The following is a 14,000-nucleotide window of genomic DNA, read 5'->3' as shown; positions in this document are numbered from 1 at the left end:
GATTCCTACTCCATTACTTGTAAGGCTTTAGCATGGCTATCAGCGTTTTCGATCTATTCAAGGTGGGCATCGGCCCTTCCAGCTCCCATACGGTGGGCCCGATGCGGGCGGCGGCGACCTTTGCCCAGACCCTCACCGACCAACAATTGCTGAGCGAAACGCGCCGTGTCGAGGTGCGCCTGTATGGTTCGCTGTCCGCCACCGGCGTCGGCCACGCCACGGACCGCGCCTGCGTAATGGGCCTGATGGGCGAATGGCCGGACAAGGTCGACCCGACGTCGATCAACGCGCGTATCCAACAGTTGCGCGAAAGCGGCCAACTGCTGCTCGCAGGCACGCAGGAAATTGCCTTCAACTGGCACACCGACCTCCTGCTGCTGGACGAAAGCCTGCCCTACCACCCCAATGCCATGTCCCTGCACGCCTATGGCGACAACGGCCTACTGAGCGAACAGACCTATTACTCGGTCGGCGGTGGTTTCATCATCGAAGCGGCCGAAGCCGCTTCCGGCATTGCGCCGACCAGCAATGTTGAACTGCCCTACGACTTTTCCAGCGCCGTTGAACTGCTGGCCTTGTGCAACAAGCACGGTCTGCGGGTTTCCGAGCTGATGATGGCCAACGAACGCGCGTGGCGCAGCGATGAAGACATCCGCAGCGGCCTGCTGCACATCTGGTCGGTCATGCGCGAATGCGTGGAGCAAGGCCTGCGCGATGAAGGCATCTTGCCAGGTGGCCTGGACGTGCCACGCCGCGCGGCGAAATTGCACCGCAGCCTGCTGGAAATCGGCAAGCCGAATGTCATCACCTCAACATTGTCGGCGATGGAATGGGTCAACCTGTTTGCCCTCGCCGTCAACGAAGAAAACGCTGCCGGCGGGCGCATGGTCACTGCGCCAACCAATGGCGCGGCGGGGATCATCCCGGCGGTGCTGCATTACTACATGAAGTTCAACGCTGACGCTTCTGATGACGATGTAGTCAATTTCTTCCTGGCTGCCGCCGCCGTCGGCATCCTCTGCAAGAAAAACGCCTCGATCTCCGGCGCCGAAGTCGGCTGCCAGGGTGAAGTGGGTTCCGCCTGCGCAATGGCCGCTGCAGGCCTGGCCGATATCCTCGGTGCCACCCCGGAGCAGTTGGAAAACGCCGCCGAAATCGGCCTGGAACACAATCTCGGCCTGACCTGCGACCCGGTCGGCGGCCTGGTGCAAGTGCCGTGCATCGAGCGCAATGCCATCGCCGCGGTCAAGGCGATCAACGCCACGCAAATGGCCCTGCGCGGTGACGGCAAACACTTCATTTCCCTCGACCGGGTGATCCGCACCATGCGCGACACCGGCGCCGACATGCATGACAAATACAAAGAAACTTCACGGGGCGGCCTGGCGGTCAGCTGGGTGGAGTGCTGACCGGAGCACTGCAACCCGTCCTGAACGTGAGCCCGCGCAAAAATAATAACGAGGCAATATCGATGACCGATGTACGTACACCTGCTGCTGAAAACCCTGTTTCAGAAAAAACCGTGACCACCGGCTGGACCAAACACGACACCACCTGGATGCTCGGCCTCTACGGCACGGCCATCGGCGCGGGCACCTTGTTTCTGCCGATCAATGCAGGCGTCGGCGGCTTCTGGCCGCTGATCGTGCTGGCGCTGCTGGCTTTTCCGATGACCTTCTTCGCTCACCGTGGGCTGACGCGCTTTGTGCTGTCAGGCAAATCCGGCGACATCACTGACGTAGTCGAAGAACACTTCGGCGTCGGTGCCGGCAAGCTGATCACCTTGCTGTACTTCTTCGCCATCTTCCCGATTTTGCTGGTGTACAGCGTGGCGCTGACCAACACGCTGAGCAGCTTCATGGAACACCAACTGCACATGGCCCCGCCGCCTCGGGCGATCCTCTCGCTGGTGCTGATCCTCGGCCTGATGGCCATTGTGCGCTGCGGCCAAGGCGTGATCGTCAAGGCCATGAGCGTGCTGGTGTACCCCTTCGTCGCTGCCCTGCTGTTGCTGGCCGTGAGCCTGATCCCCAACTGGAACGACGCGTTTTTCGCCTCCGCCAGCGAAGGCATGCCGCTGCCGGTTTTCTTCAAAACGCTGTGGCTGGCAATCCCGGTGATGGTGTTTTCCTTCAACCACTCGCCGATCATCTCCGCGTTCGCCGTCGACCAAAAGCGCGTGTACGGCGCCCAGGCCGAGCGCAAGAGCAGCGGCATCCTCGCCACTGCGCACGGCATGATGGTGCTGACCGTAATGTTCTTCTGCTTCAGCTGCGTGCTGGCCCTGTCGCCGGCTGACTTGGCGGCTGCCAAGGCGCAGAACATTTCGATCCTGTCGTACCTGGCCAACCACTTCCAGACCCCGGTAATCGCCTACGCCGCGCCGTTGATCGCGTTGGTGGCTATTACCAAATCTTTCCTGGGCCATTACATCGGTGCCAGCGAAGGTTTCCAGGGCTTGATCGTCAAATCCCTGCGTGGGCGTAACCGCGCGATGTCGTCCAAAGGGCTGGAACGCTGCACCGCGCTGTTCATGGTGCTCACCTGCTGGGCCGTGGCCACGTTCAACCCAAGCATTTTGGGCATGATCGAAACCCTGGGCGGGCCAATCATCGCGTGCCTGCTGTTCCTGATGCCGATGTACGCGATCCGACGCGTGCCGTCTCTGCGTCAGTATTCGGGCCAGCTGTCGAATGTGTTTGTGGCGGTGATCGGTCTGATTGCGCTGTCTGCGATCGTTTTCTCGGTATTGCCCTGAAATAGCCCACTGACCTCAAGCACAGCACAAAACAAATGTGGGAGCGGGCTTGCCCGCGAATGCAGTCTTTCAGCCGAGTATCTATTGGCTGATACACCGCTTTCGCGAGCAAGCCCGCTCGCACATTCAGACTTCACTGGCGCGAAGATCGCTGTACGGCACGCCCCTTGCTGTACAGCTCTTGAGGAAAACGGACCTTGTGAAAACCTCAGCGACGGAGTGGCCGGTAGTCAGGCAACGCGAACTAATCCAGACGCCGGTCGTCAATGACTGCATGTTCTTATCAGGCGGTAACGCACCATGGACAATCCTTTTTAGATCATCACCGACACCTTTACGCCCAAATACCGCGTCAACCTGAGCATCCAACGGCTGGATGGCAGCATCATGCTCACCCTCTCGAACGAGGATGGCGTGGTCGCCAAACGCATGATCAGCGCCGAACAGCGCAACGACCCGCAACGGCTCAAACGGCTGGTGCAAAGCATTCAGTTCGGCATCGCCATCGAGCAGGGCCACAGTGCCATGGAGATTCTGACGGTGATGACGGACGGCGACCATAAAGTGCTGCAGCAACCGCCCGCTCGCGCCCTGCCCTTCAGCGTCGGGCTTTAAAGCTCGCCCTTCTCGGTTTCCAGGCTCGCCTCGCCTTTGCGACGCGGGCCTTCAACCTTCACCGAAGGAAATGCCGACGAGGCGTAGCGCACCACCAGGATCGAGAACGCCAACAGCAGAATGCCTCCGCACAGGTAGATGATGCCGATGTCCGGCGGGTTGTGGTGGGAGACGTTGGAGATCAGCAGGCGCGTCAGCGCGGTGATTGCCACGTAGATCAGAAAGCGCACCGGCATGTGGTTGGTCTTGAAATAAATCCCGACCATCGCACCCAATTCCAGGTAGATGAACAGCAGCAAAATGTCATCGATCTTGATGTGCCCGGTTTCCAGCATCCCCAGAAATTCCATCACCGCCGCCCAGGCGGTCACCGCACCAATGGCGAACAGCGCCAGGTAGTGGAATGTCTCGACAAACAAATTACCCAGCGACTCAGCCAGCCCATGGACGTTCTGGCGCAGTTTTTCGGCCCAGTTGATTTTCACGATGATGCTTCCTTAGGTCGGCTCGACCGGATAATGCGGGTTGGACGTGACGGTTGTTCTGCATGCAGAAAAAAGGCCAGACACTGGAAGTTGAGATGGTGGCCGCGTGATATGAGGCACAAGGTCGTCACAGGTAAGTCGCTAACCTCAAATCCGTGCGCCTTCCTGCAGTGCTCAATGCCTATTTCCCGACTACATTAAAAAACTGCTACCCAAACCCCGTGGTTTGGCTTACCCTTTTCGCTGTATATAAATACAGTAGTCGCAAAAGACAACTATCGTGAAGGCATGTGAGGTGGTGAATGGCCGTCGAAGTGGTATACCGCAGCAGCCGAGATCTGGAGCGTTTGTTCATGGATAAAGCCGAAGCTGACCGTCATGACAAAATGCTTGAACTCGCTGAGTTGCTGGCAGAAGTGTTGCAAAAAGCCGTGCCGTCCCTGAGCGAGCAGCAGGTGGAAGAAGCCGGGATCTACATGGCGAAGAACCGCGATATATTTGCCAAGGCGTTCAAGAGCCAACCGGACGCATTGTCCGAGTTGCTGAACCCAACGGCAGAATAAAGCCCGAATTGAACAGGCCCTGAATCATTGATTCAGGGCCTTTTTAATGCCCGATTATGGGTACAGCAAGCGTTCGGCCAGCTCATCTGCCACCCGGGCAGGCGAGCGTTTCTCGGCTTGGGCGTGGGCGAAGATTTCCGTCAGGCGCGTGCCGATGTTCGCCAGGTGCGCAGTGATGCCCGGCAACTCGGCGCCGCTATGTTTGAGGGCAACATAGATCAGGCCGCCGGAATTGATCACGTAGTCCGGCGCGTAAAGGATGCCGCGCCCTTCCAACTGGTCGGCGATGTCCAGGGTGGTCAGCTGCGCGCTGGCCGAACCCGCCACGGCGGCGCAGCGAAGCTGGCCAACACTGTGTCGATTGAACACGGCGCCGACGCCGCAAGGCGCGAGAATGTCGCACGGCGTGCTGAGCAAGGCGTCATTGGCGATGGGGTGCGCACCGAGCTGCTCCATCGCCAGTTGCACCTTGCCGTTATCGATATCGCTGACCAGCAGTTCGGCGCCGGCCGCGTGCAGTTGCTCGGCCAGGGCGTAACCGACATTGCCCAGGCCCTGGACGGCCACGCGCAAACCTTCCAGGTTGTCACTGCCCAGCCGGGCCATGGCGGCGGCGCGGATGCCGGTGAACACGCCCATGGCCGCATGCGGCGCCGGGTCGCCCGCGGCAGTGGTGCTGGTGACGAAGCGGGTGTGCTGGGCGATGCAATCCATGTCCGCCACCGAAGTGCCGCTGTCGATGGAGGTGATGAAGCGGCCGTCGAGCTTTTCGATGCAGCGGCCAAACGCTTCGAACAACGCTGCGCGGCTTTCCACGTGTACGGGCCGGATGATGACTGCCGTGCCGCCGCCCACCGGCAAACCGGCCAGGGCGGCCTTGTAGCTCATGCCTTGAGCCAGGCGCGCGGCATCGGCCACGGCACTTTCATCGTCGGGGTAAGACAGGTAGCGACAACCGCCCAAGGCAGGGCCCAGGCGGCTGTTGTGAATGGCTATGATCGCCTTCAGCCCGGTCACCGGATCGACGCTCAGGTGCAGCGATTCAAGGCGGGTGCTGTGCATGAGAGCAAACATCGTCAAGCTCCCGGATCACTTCTGGTAGAGGCCCAAGTATAGGCTGACGGTAGGAAACTGCCGAAGTGCGCTGGAATAAGCCGACTCAATTCACAGACCCTGCGACATAAGCAGGCCGGATATTTCTTAAGTCACTGGACGAAAATTCGCAGCAAGGCTAAAACGGGGGCATCCGCCGGAGAACGCAATGAATCCCCGCACAGCCTTTTTCGCCTGCCTGGACCGTTCACCCCCAGCGCTGTTTGAAGCCGCGCTGTGGATTGCTGCCGAACACGACCCGGCCGTACAGCCGCTGCTGATCCTGCAGGAGCTGATCCCGCTGCAACAACAGGTCAGCGTGGGCATGCCCCTGTTGCCGGCGGATGAACTCGGCCAGCCGCTGCTGCGGCGTATGAATGACCTGGGGTTCGCTCAGGATGACTTCACCCCACTGCGCCCCGCCGCGGCCCTTCTCGACAAGGTGCTGCAGCGTAAACGCGGACAGCCGTTGGCGATGGGCTTGATCGCACTGGAGATGGCCCGGCGCCTGAACATTCCGATGGTCGGTGTGAATTTCCCAGGGCATTTCCTGCTGCGCGTGCCCGGTGCCGATCACCTGCTGGACCCATGCGGCGGGCGGCGTCTGTACCCCAATGATTGCCGTGAGTTGCTGCACCGCCAGTACGGCCCGAATCTCAAGTTACAGGCCGACCACTTGCTCACCGCCGAGCCGCGCTCGATCCTGCAACGGCTGTCACGCAACCTGCGCCAACTGCATCTCTCCAACGACAACCCGCTGGCCGCGTTGATCGACGCCGAGCGCGTGCTGGAATTGGGCAATGCCAGTGCCGCCGATTACCTGGCCCGGGCCAGCCTGTACCAGCGCCTGGATTGCCCCAGCGCCGAACGCTTCGACCTGGAGCACGCGTTGTTGCTCAGCGAAGACCCGATCCAGCGCCTGCGCCTGACCGAACGGCTGGGGCACTTGCCGCCCAATTCAGTGGTGCATTGAACTAGTGATTGCGGGTTATATGGTCTGTCGTGGCGAGCGGGCTTGCCCCGCGTTGGGCTGCGCAGCAGCCCCAATACAGTCACCGCATCTCTCCAGACAAACCGCAGTGGTAGGTTTTTGGGGCCGCTTCGCAGCCCAACGCGGGGCAAGCCCGCTCGCCACGCCAAGCCCGCTCGGCACAACACGCCAGCTCGCTACAAAGTCTGCCAAGCCAACAAGATCAGTGCTTGGCCGGTGCTTTGAGAATATCGCTGTGGAGTGACCCCTTCGCCGCAGCTGATCCAGGCGAACGCACCTGAATGATCAACAGCGCTGCAATCACCGCCGGAATCGCGCAGAAGAAGAAAATCTGCTGCACCGGAATATGCATAGCCAACAGCATGCTGCCAAACAGCGGCCCCAGGATTGACCCAAATCGCCCCACGCCCAATGCCCAGCCGGTGCCCGTGGCGCGCACGTGTGCCGGGTAGAAATTACTGGCGAAAGCATTGAGGGTCAGTTGCCCACCGATGATGCAGAACCCGGCCGCAAACACACAGGCCACCAGATAGCGCGGGTTATCGTGATTCAGGCCGAGCAGGATGGTGCACACCGCAGCAGCGGCCAGCACGCCGGACAACAGCCGCACTTTGCTCTTCAAGCGATCGGCAAACCAGGCCATGCCGATGGCGCCCAAGGTGCCGGCAAACAGGAACATCGAGGTCACCAGATTGGCTTGCTTCAATTGCAGGCCGCTTTCCAGCAACAACGACGGCAGCCAACTGATCATGAAATACAGCAGGATCAGGCTGACGAAAAAGGTTGCCCAGATCAGCACCGTCGGGCGTGCGTAACCGTTGCGAAACAGCTCCACCACCGTCAGTTTGCTGCCCTGTTCCTGAAGGTTCTGCGCTTCACTCGCCAGCGGCGGTTGCCAACCCGGCAGCATGCGCGCGGTGACTGTGCGCAAGCGCGCATACGGCGGTGCATCGCGTAACAGACGCGGCAGGGATTCCGGCAACAGCCACATCAGGAAAGGAAACAGCAACAACGGCGTCACGCCGCCCGCCAGGAACACCGCCTGCCAGCCGTAGCCTTCGATAAACCCGGCGGCGACAAAACCACCGGCTGCGCCGCCAAACGAAAAGCCACACGCGGCCAGCGTCACCATCAAGGTGCGCATCCGCGGGGGCGAATAGTCCGACATCAGCGCCATGGCACTCGGCATCGCGCCGCCCATGCCGATGCCGCAGATAAACCGCGCGGCCATCAACGTAGTGAGGGAATTGGCAAACACCATCAGCACCGTGAGAGTAGCGTAGATCAGCACACAGCCGAGCAGGATGCGGCGCACGCCGAAACGGTCCGCCAATGGCGTCACCAACAGCGAGCCGAGCGTCAGGCCCAGCAGGTTGGCGCTGAACACCGGGCCGAACGCGGCTTTTTCCAGGCCCCAATCCTTGGCCAATGCCGGCACCACATAACCCAGTACCTGGGCATCGTAGCCATCGGTGACCAGCAGCAACGCCAGCAACACGAGGATCAACCACTGATAGCGCGACACCGGACGGGCGTCGAGTGCCGCACGAAAGCTGGCAATCTGATTGTGCATCGCAAGGTACCTATTATTTTTATAAGGGTAACGCTGATCAACTGTGGGAGCTGGCTTGCCTGCGATGACGGCCTGTCATGTGCGCCATCACTGGCTGACACTGCGCTATCGCAGGCAAGCCCGCTCCCACATTGATTTAGGGTGTGTCCGGGGTGTCGGGTTGGTTAGCCGGGTGCGCCTGCACAAATGCCGGATGCTGCGCCGCTAGAGCCGCCACGCGTCCAATGCGCGGATAAGCGCCCAATGGCACTTTGAAACGCTCCGCCGCATACAACTGCGGAATCAGAAACGCATCCGCCATCCCCGGCTGTTCGCCAAAGCAAAAGCCTTTATCGCCAATCAGCTGCTCCACCGCGCCCAGGCCCTGGCTGATCCAATGCCCGATCCACTCCAGCAATTGCGCCTCGTCGTGCCCCCACTTGCGCAACAGGTTCTGGGTACTGGAGTTGTGCAGCGGGTGAATATCGCAGCCGATGATGGACGCCACTGCGCGCTCATGGGCGCGCGTGGCCAGGTCTTTGGAAAGCAGCGGCGCCTGTGGATAACGCTCCTCCAGGTACTCGATGATTGCCGGTGACTGAATCAACAGATCACCTTCGTCCGTACGCAACGCCGGCACGCGGCCCTGCGGGTTGATCGCCAGGTAGTCCGGCTGGCGATTGGCACCGCCCGGCGGTACCAGCAAATTGACCGGCACTGCGGTGACGTCCAGCCCCTTGAGCGCCAGGGCGATACGCACGCGGTATGACGAAGTGGAGCGGTAGTAAGTGTAGAGTTCCATCGCCCTGCCCTCTTAACGCGCCGCGACGACGGTGCCACGGCATTCGCCGAACCCGATGGAGGCAAACCCGTCGCGGCTGCAACGCGCGCGCAGGATGATTTCGTCGCCGTCTTCGAGGAACTTACGGACCTCGCCCGAGGCCAGTTCAATCGGCTTTTTACCGCCTTCGGTAATCTCCAGCAGGCTGCCGAACTGCCCCGGCTGCGGGCCAGACAAGGTGCCCGAACCAAACAGATCACCGGCCTGCAATTGGCAACCGTTGACGCTGTGGTGCGCAACCATCTGCGCCACGGTCCAGTACATGTGCTGGGTGTTGCTCAGGGTCAGGCGATGGGCCGGCAGGTTTTGCTCGCGCATCGCGGCGGTGGTCAGCAGCACTTCCAGTTCGATATCAAAACCGCCTGCGGCCTGGTCACGCTTATCCAGCAGGTACGGCAGCGGTTGCGGATCGCCCTCGGGGCGTGCCGGCTGGGCTTTGCGGAACGGCTCCAATGCTTCGGCCGTCACCACCCAGGGCGAAATGCTGGTGATGAAACTTTTCGACAGGAACGGGCCCAGTGGCTGGTATTCCCAGGCCTGGATGTCGCGCGCCGACCAGTCATTGAGCAGGCAGAAACCGGCGATATGCTCGGCCGCATCGCCAATCGCGATCGCGTCGCCCATGGCATTGCCCTGGCCGATCCAGATGCCCAACTCCAGTTCGTAATCCAGGCGCGCGCAAGGGCCAAACGTTGGCTCGGTCTGGCCGGCCGGCAGCGTTTGGCCTTTAGGGCGGCGCACCTCGGTGCCGGACGGGCGAATGGTCGAGGCACGGCCGTGATAACCGATCGGCACGTATTTGTAGTTGGGCAGCAGAGGATTGTCGGGACGGAACAGCTTGCCGACGTTCTGCGCGTGTTCGATGCCGACATAGAAGTCGGTGTAGTCACTGATTTTTGCCGGCAAGTGCATCTGACAATCAGCGGCCAAGTGCAGCACTTGCGCCTCACGGGTTTGCAATTTGCTGCCTTCGGCAAGCAGTTCCAGCAGGCGTTCGCGCAAGGCCAAACGCGGGCCACGGCCAAGCTCGAAAAACGCATTCAACTGGCCGCCGACAGTCGCCTCCACCGCGCGGCGGGCTTCGCCGTCAAACTCATCCAGGGCCGCGTGCAGGTCGAGAATGCAGTCGCCAATCGCCACGCCACTGCGCGGTGCCGAGCCGTTGATACTGAACACGCCCAGCGGCAGGTTCTGCAGGGGAAAGTCCTGGTGACCGTTGGCGGAGGCCACCCAGCTGCGGGCTAGCGTTGGTTGAGTCATGGGTTATCTCCGGTTCGGGTTGAAGGTGGCAGGCAGTGAGGCCCAGCACGCGTCGTAAGCGGGTTGCAGTTGCGAGCATTCCAGGGCGAACTGTGTGGGGCGCAGCACTTGGCTGGTCTCGAACATGAAGGCCATGGTGTTATCGATCTTGTGCGGCGCCAGCTCGACATTGATCGCCCTGGTGCAGGTTTCACCGTCCGGGCCGTGGGCGCTCATGCAGCTGTGCAGCGAAGCTCCGCCGGGCAGGAAGCCTTCGGCCTTGGCGTCGTAGGCGCCCTGGATCAGGCCCATGTATTCGTTCATCAGGTTGCGGTGGAACCACGGCGGCCGGAAGGTGTTCTCGGCCACCATCCAGCGCGGTGGGAAGATGACGAAGTCGAGGTTGGCCAGGCCGTGCACGCTGGTGGGCGAGGTCAATACGGTAAAAATCGACGGGTCCGGATGATCGAAGCTCACGGTACCAATGGTGTTGAACCGGCGCAGGTCGTATTTGTACGGCACGTTATTGCCGTGCCAGGCGACCACGTTGAGCGGTGAGTGATCGAGTTCGCAGGCCCACAGCTCGCCGAGAAATTTCTGCACCAGCGTTGTCGGCTTTTTAACGTCTTCGTAGTGGGCAACCGGTGTGAGGAAGTCACGCGGGTTGGCCAGGCCGTTGCTGCCAATCGGGCCAAGGTCCGGCAGGCGCAGCGGCGCGCCGTGGTTTTCCGCGATGTAGCCGCGTGCTTGGGCATCCAGCAGTTCGACGCGGAATTTCAGGCCACGCGGCAGTACCACAATTTCCAGCGGCTCCACGTCCAGCACGCCCAATTCGGTGGCGATGCGCAGGCGGCCCTGCTCGGGGACGATCAACAGTTCACCGTCGGCGTTGAAGAACACGCGCTCCATCGACCGATTGGCGCGGTAGGTGTAGATGCTGATGCCAGACGGCTGTTGCGACCCGGCGTTGGCAACCATGCCCACCAGGCCGTCGATGAAATCTGTGGGCTCACTCGGAATATCCAGAGGGTTCCAGCGCAAGCGGTTGGGCGTCACTGCGCCCAACGGCCCACCGGCCAGTTGCCGCTCAAGCTTGACGAACGCCGGGTGATTGGCCGACGGCTGAATGCGGTACAGCCAAGTGCGACGGGCTTCGCTGCGCGCCATGGTAAAGGCCGTGCCGGAGAACAGTTCGGTGTACAGGCCGTACGGGGCTTTTTGCGGGGAGTTCTGGCCGACGGGCAGCGCACCAGGCAGGGCTTCACTGGCGAATTGATTGCCAAAGCCCGATTGGTATTCGAGGTTCATGGAGCATCCTCTGAGCGGAAGTTGTTTTTATCGTAATCCAGTTACGCATAACGTAATTTGATCACTGTCGACCGTCAAGCTATAAAGACGCCCACTCCCCCCTCTCGGATTCTCGCTCCTCCATGGAAAAGCCCCGCGACACCGGTAAACAGAAAGTCCGCTCGGCCGAAGTGGGCACCGATATTCTCAAGGCCCTCGCCGAACTGTCGCCGGCCACGTCGCTGTCGCGCCTGGCCGAGCATGTGCAGATGCCGGCGAGCAAGGTCCACCGCTATTTACAGGCGTTGATCGCCTCGGGCTTTGCTGAACAGAACACCGCCACCAACCATTACGGCCTGGGTCGCGAGGCGTTGCGCGTGGGGCTGGCCGCGCTGGGCAGCATGGATGTGCTGAAAGTCGGCGCCCTGCCCCTGGCGGAACTGCGCGATGAGTTGAATGAAACCTGCTTTCTGGCGGTGTGGGGCAACCAGGGCGCGACCGTGGTGCACATCGAGCCGGCAGTGCGCGCGATCACGGTGGTGACGCAGCTGGGTTCGGTGTTGCCGCTGCTCAGCTCGTCCACCGGGCTGGTGTTCAGCGCTTATCTGCCGTCGCGGGAAACCGTGGAATTGCGCGAGCGCGAGATTCAGGCCGGTGTCGCCCATGCCTTGGCGGACGATCAGGCTTACGCCAACGCCTGCGATCAGATCCGCAGCCGTGGCCTGCACTTTGTGCACGGCTTGCTGATGCCCGGCGTCGACGCGTTGTCGGCGCCGGTATTCAACGCGGTCGGCCAGGTGGCGGCCGTGATGACCGTGGTCGGCCCGACCTCACTGTTCCACGCCGATGAAGATGGCCCGGCGGCGCAACGCTTGCTGGCGGCGACCCGGGCCGTGAGTTGGCGGATGGGCTATCAGCCCTGAATCAATCGTCCCAGCGTGACAGGGCCACGGCCACGCGGTTCTCCAGCGCCTTGACCTGCGCGCCGGCCACCACGTAGTTATTGCTCAGCATCGAGAACACCAACGTGCGCCCATGGGCGTCGGTGATGTAGCCGCTCAATGACGAGACGCCGCCCATGGAGCCGGTTTTGGCATGCAGGTTGTTTTCAGCCGGCGTGCCACGCAAGCGATAACTCAGGCTGCCGCCGGTCATGCGGTCAGTGTTGCCGGCAATCGGCAGCGCGTTGTACCAGGCGTTAAACCACGGCTGTTTGCGCGCGGCCAGCAGCAGGTCGGTGAGGGTTTGCGACGACACCAGGTTCTGCCGCGACAGCCCGGAGCCGTCGACTTGGTGCAACGCCGCGGTATCCAGGCCCTGACGCTTGAGGAAATCGGCGACTGCCACCACACCCGCCGCCGCCGTGCCGCTGTTGGCGGTCTGACGGCCCATGGCCTTGAGCAAGGCTTCAGACATGTTGTTGTTCGAGAGTTTGAGCAGCGGCGTGATCAATTCCTGCAACGGCGCCGATTGATGCTCGGCCAGCATGGTCACGCCGGCAGGGGTTGCAGCCCCCACCACTCGACGCCCGAGCACCGTGATGCCCTGCTGTTTGAGGGCCTGTTCAAACAGATTGGCCACCAGTTGCGTCGGCTCCCACACGCTGATCAGTTGCGGGCTCTGCCTGCCCGGCGCCACTGCACCGCTGAGCTGCAACAGGTTGGTGCCATGGCGGCGGTTGATCCCGTAGGTGTTGCCCGGCCCACTGACCGCGCGGTTGCTCAATTGCAGGTAATCGGTGGGCGGAAAGATCTCGACGCTCACTGGCTGGCCGACACGCGCTGGGGCCTTGGCCGTGACCAGCACGCTGCCCGCATCAAAATCCGCATTGGGTGACACGGTCAGCGCCGAAATCTGCGCGCCATAGTAGGTGGTTTCATCATCGTGGGACCAATCGACACCGAGCCGCTCGGCGTCAAACCAGGTGTCGTCGAACACGATGGCGCCCTGCACTTGGCGCACGCCCTGGCTGGCCAGTTGCGCTGCCAGCGCCTGGTAGTCGGCGAACTGAATCGTCGGGTCGCCGAGGCCTCGCAGGTACAAGTTGCCCGTCAGGCGATCGCCCTGGCGTATGCCATTGCTCAGCAGTTGCGTGGAGAACCGGTATTGCGGGCCCAGCACGTCCATCGCCGCTGCCGTGGTCAGCAGCTTCAGATTGGACGCGGGGACCAGGCGCGTGCGCGGGTTGTGCTGATAAAGCGTGGCGCCACTGCGCGCGTCACGCACCGTCAGCGAAACCGTGGCGCCGTGCAGCGTCGGGTCGGCCAGCAGTTGATCAAGGGAGTTGGAAGTCTGCGAAACACTCGCGCAGCCGCCCAGTAAAAAGCTCAAGCCAACCAGCATCGCGCTGGTGTGTATCCATCTGCCCAAGTGCATCAGTAGCGTTTTCCCGCGAAGTCTTCAGTGGCGGCAACGCTACCAGCTCAATGCCGTTGTGGCGAGCGGGCTTGCCCCACGTTGGGCTGCGAAGCGGCCCCTGGTAAGGCCACCGCGTTTTTCCAGGCACACCGCGGTGCTTGGTTTTGGGGCTGCTTCGCAGCCCAACGCGGGGCAAGCCCGCTCGCCACAACAGCAGCC

13 protein-coding genes are annotated in these 14,000 nt (G+C 61.7%); 6 read left to right on the top strand and 7 right to left on the bottom strand.

What is annotated here, in order from left to right:
• Positions 1-32: 32 nt before the first annotated feature.
• The 3 genes from FPT15_RS12490 (at position 33) to FPT15_RS12480 (ending at position 3,373) form a co-directional block, all read left to right on the top strand.
• Entirely contained in the window at positions 33-1,409 is a 1,377-nt protein-coding gene (locus FPT15_RS12490) for an L-serine ammonia-lyase (RefSeq protein WP_145161343.1), read from the top strand.
• Between the two features lie 62 nt (positions 1,410-1,471).
• On the top strand, positions 1,472-2,758 hold the full coding sequence (locus FPT15_RS12485; RefSeq protein WP_145161340.1) for a serine/threonine transporter: 1,287 nt from the start codon (positions 1,472-1,474) through the stop codon (positions 2,756-2,758).
• Positions 2,759-3,076: 318 nt separating this feature from the next.
• Positions 3,077-3,373, top strand: coding sequence for a DUF3509 domain-containing protein (locus tag FPT15_RS12480; protein ID WP_256676450.1), 297 nt, complete (start codon positions 3,077-3,079; stop codon positions 3,371-3,373).
• Here the strand turns inward: FPT15_RS12480 and FPT15_RS12475 are convergent.
• Positions 3,370-3,858 (bottom strand): phosphate-starvation-inducible protein PsiE, encoded by a 489-nt coding sequence (locus FPT15_RS12475; protein ID WP_106579492.1) that lies wholly within the window; start codon positions 3,856-3,858, stop codon positions 3,370-3,372. The genes FPT15_RS12480 and FPT15_RS12475 overlap by 4 nt on opposite strands.
• Positions 3,859-4,160: 302 nt before the next feature.
• Here FPT15_RS12475 and FPT15_RS12470 point away from each other — a divergent pair, with 302 nt between their 5' ends.
• A complete protein-coding gene (locus FPT15_RS12470; RefSeq protein ID WP_145161338.1) occupies positions 4,161-4,421 on the top strand; it encodes a YebG family protein in 261 nt (86 codons plus the stop codon).
• A 54-nt stretch (positions 4,422-4,475) separates the two neighbouring features.
• Here the strand turns inward: FPT15_RS12470 and FPT15_RS12465 are convergent, their stop codons facing one another.
• On the bottom strand, positions 4,476-5,495 hold the full coding sequence (locus FPT15_RS12465; RefSeq protein ID WP_145161336.1) for a Glu/Leu/Phe/Val dehydrogenase dimerization domain-containing protein: 1,020 nt from the start codon (positions 5,493-5,495) through the stop codon (positions 4,476-4,478).
• A gap of 187 nt (positions 5,496-5,682) precedes the next feature.
• Here FPT15_RS12465 and FPT15_RS12460 point away from each other — a divergent pair, with 187 nt between their 5' ends.
• Positions 5,683-6,486, top strand: coding sequence for a SirB1 family protein (locus FPT15_RS12460; RefSeq protein WP_145161334.1), 804 nt, complete (start codon positions 5,683-5,685; stop codon positions 6,484-6,486).
• 220 nt (positions 6,487-6,706) lie between these two features.
• Here the strand turns inward: FPT15_RS12460 and FPT15_RS12455 are convergent, their stop codons facing one another.
• The 4 genes from FPT15_RS12455 to hmgA all read right to left on the bottom strand — a co-directional run bounded on the left by FPT15_RS12455 (position 6,707) and on the right by hmgA (position 11,444).
• Entirely contained in the window at positions 6,707-8,077 is a 1,371-nt protein-coding gene (locus FPT15_RS12455; protein ID WP_145161332.1) for an aromatic acid/H+ symport family MFS transporter, read from the bottom strand.
• A gap of 136 nt (positions 8,078-8,213) precedes the next feature.
• Complete coding sequence (gene maiA / locus FPT15_RS12450; RefSeq protein WP_145161330.1) at positions 8,214-8,858, bottom strand: maleylacetoacetate isomerase; 645 nt, start codon at positions 8,856-8,858, stop codon at positions 8,214-8,216.
• Between the two features lie 12 nt (positions 8,859-8,870).
• Entirely contained in the window at positions 8,871-10,157 is a 1,287-nt protein-coding gene (gene fahA, locus FPT15_RS12445; RefSeq protein ID WP_145161329.1) for a fumarylacetoacetase, read from the bottom strand.
• A gap of 3 nt (positions 10,158-10,160) precedes the next feature.
• Positions 10,161-11,444 (bottom strand): homogentisate 1,2-dioxygenase, encoded by a 1,284-nt coding sequence (gene hmgA, locus FPT15_RS12440; RefSeq protein WP_145161327.1) that lies wholly within the window; start codon positions 11,442-11,444, stop codon positions 10,161-10,163.
• Between the two features lie 122 nt (positions 11,445-11,566).
• Between hmgA and FPT15_RS12435 the strand changes: the two genes are divergently transcribed.
• Positions 11,567-12,346 (top strand): IclR family transcriptional regulator, encoded by a 780-nt coding sequence (locus tag FPT15_RS12435; RefSeq protein ID WP_145161325.1) that lies wholly within the window; start codon positions 11,567-11,569, stop codon positions 12,344-12,346.
• Between the two features lies 1 nt (position 12,347).
• On the opposite strand, the gene dacB is transcribed toward FPT15_RS12435, so the two are convergent.
• Positions 12,348-13,799 carry a D-alanyl-D-alanine carboxypeptidase/D-alanyl-D-alanine-endopeptidase gene (dacB, locus tag FPT15_RS12430; RefSeq protein WP_145161323.1) on the bottom strand — a complete coding sequence of 484 codons (1,452 nt, stop codon included), beginning with the start codon at positions 13,797-13,799 and terminating at the stop codon, positions 12,348-12,350.
• Between the last annotated feature and the right edge of the window lie 201 nt (positions 13,800-14,000).

Source organism: Pseudomonas sp. RGB (genome assembly GCF_007713445.1).
Classification (GTDB): domain Bacteria; phylum Pseudomonadota; class Gammaproteobacteria; order Pseudomonadales; family Pseudomonadaceae; genus Aquipseudomonas.
Note: the sequence above shows the minus strand (reverse complement) of the source record. Positions and strands in the feature narration are given on the sequence as shown.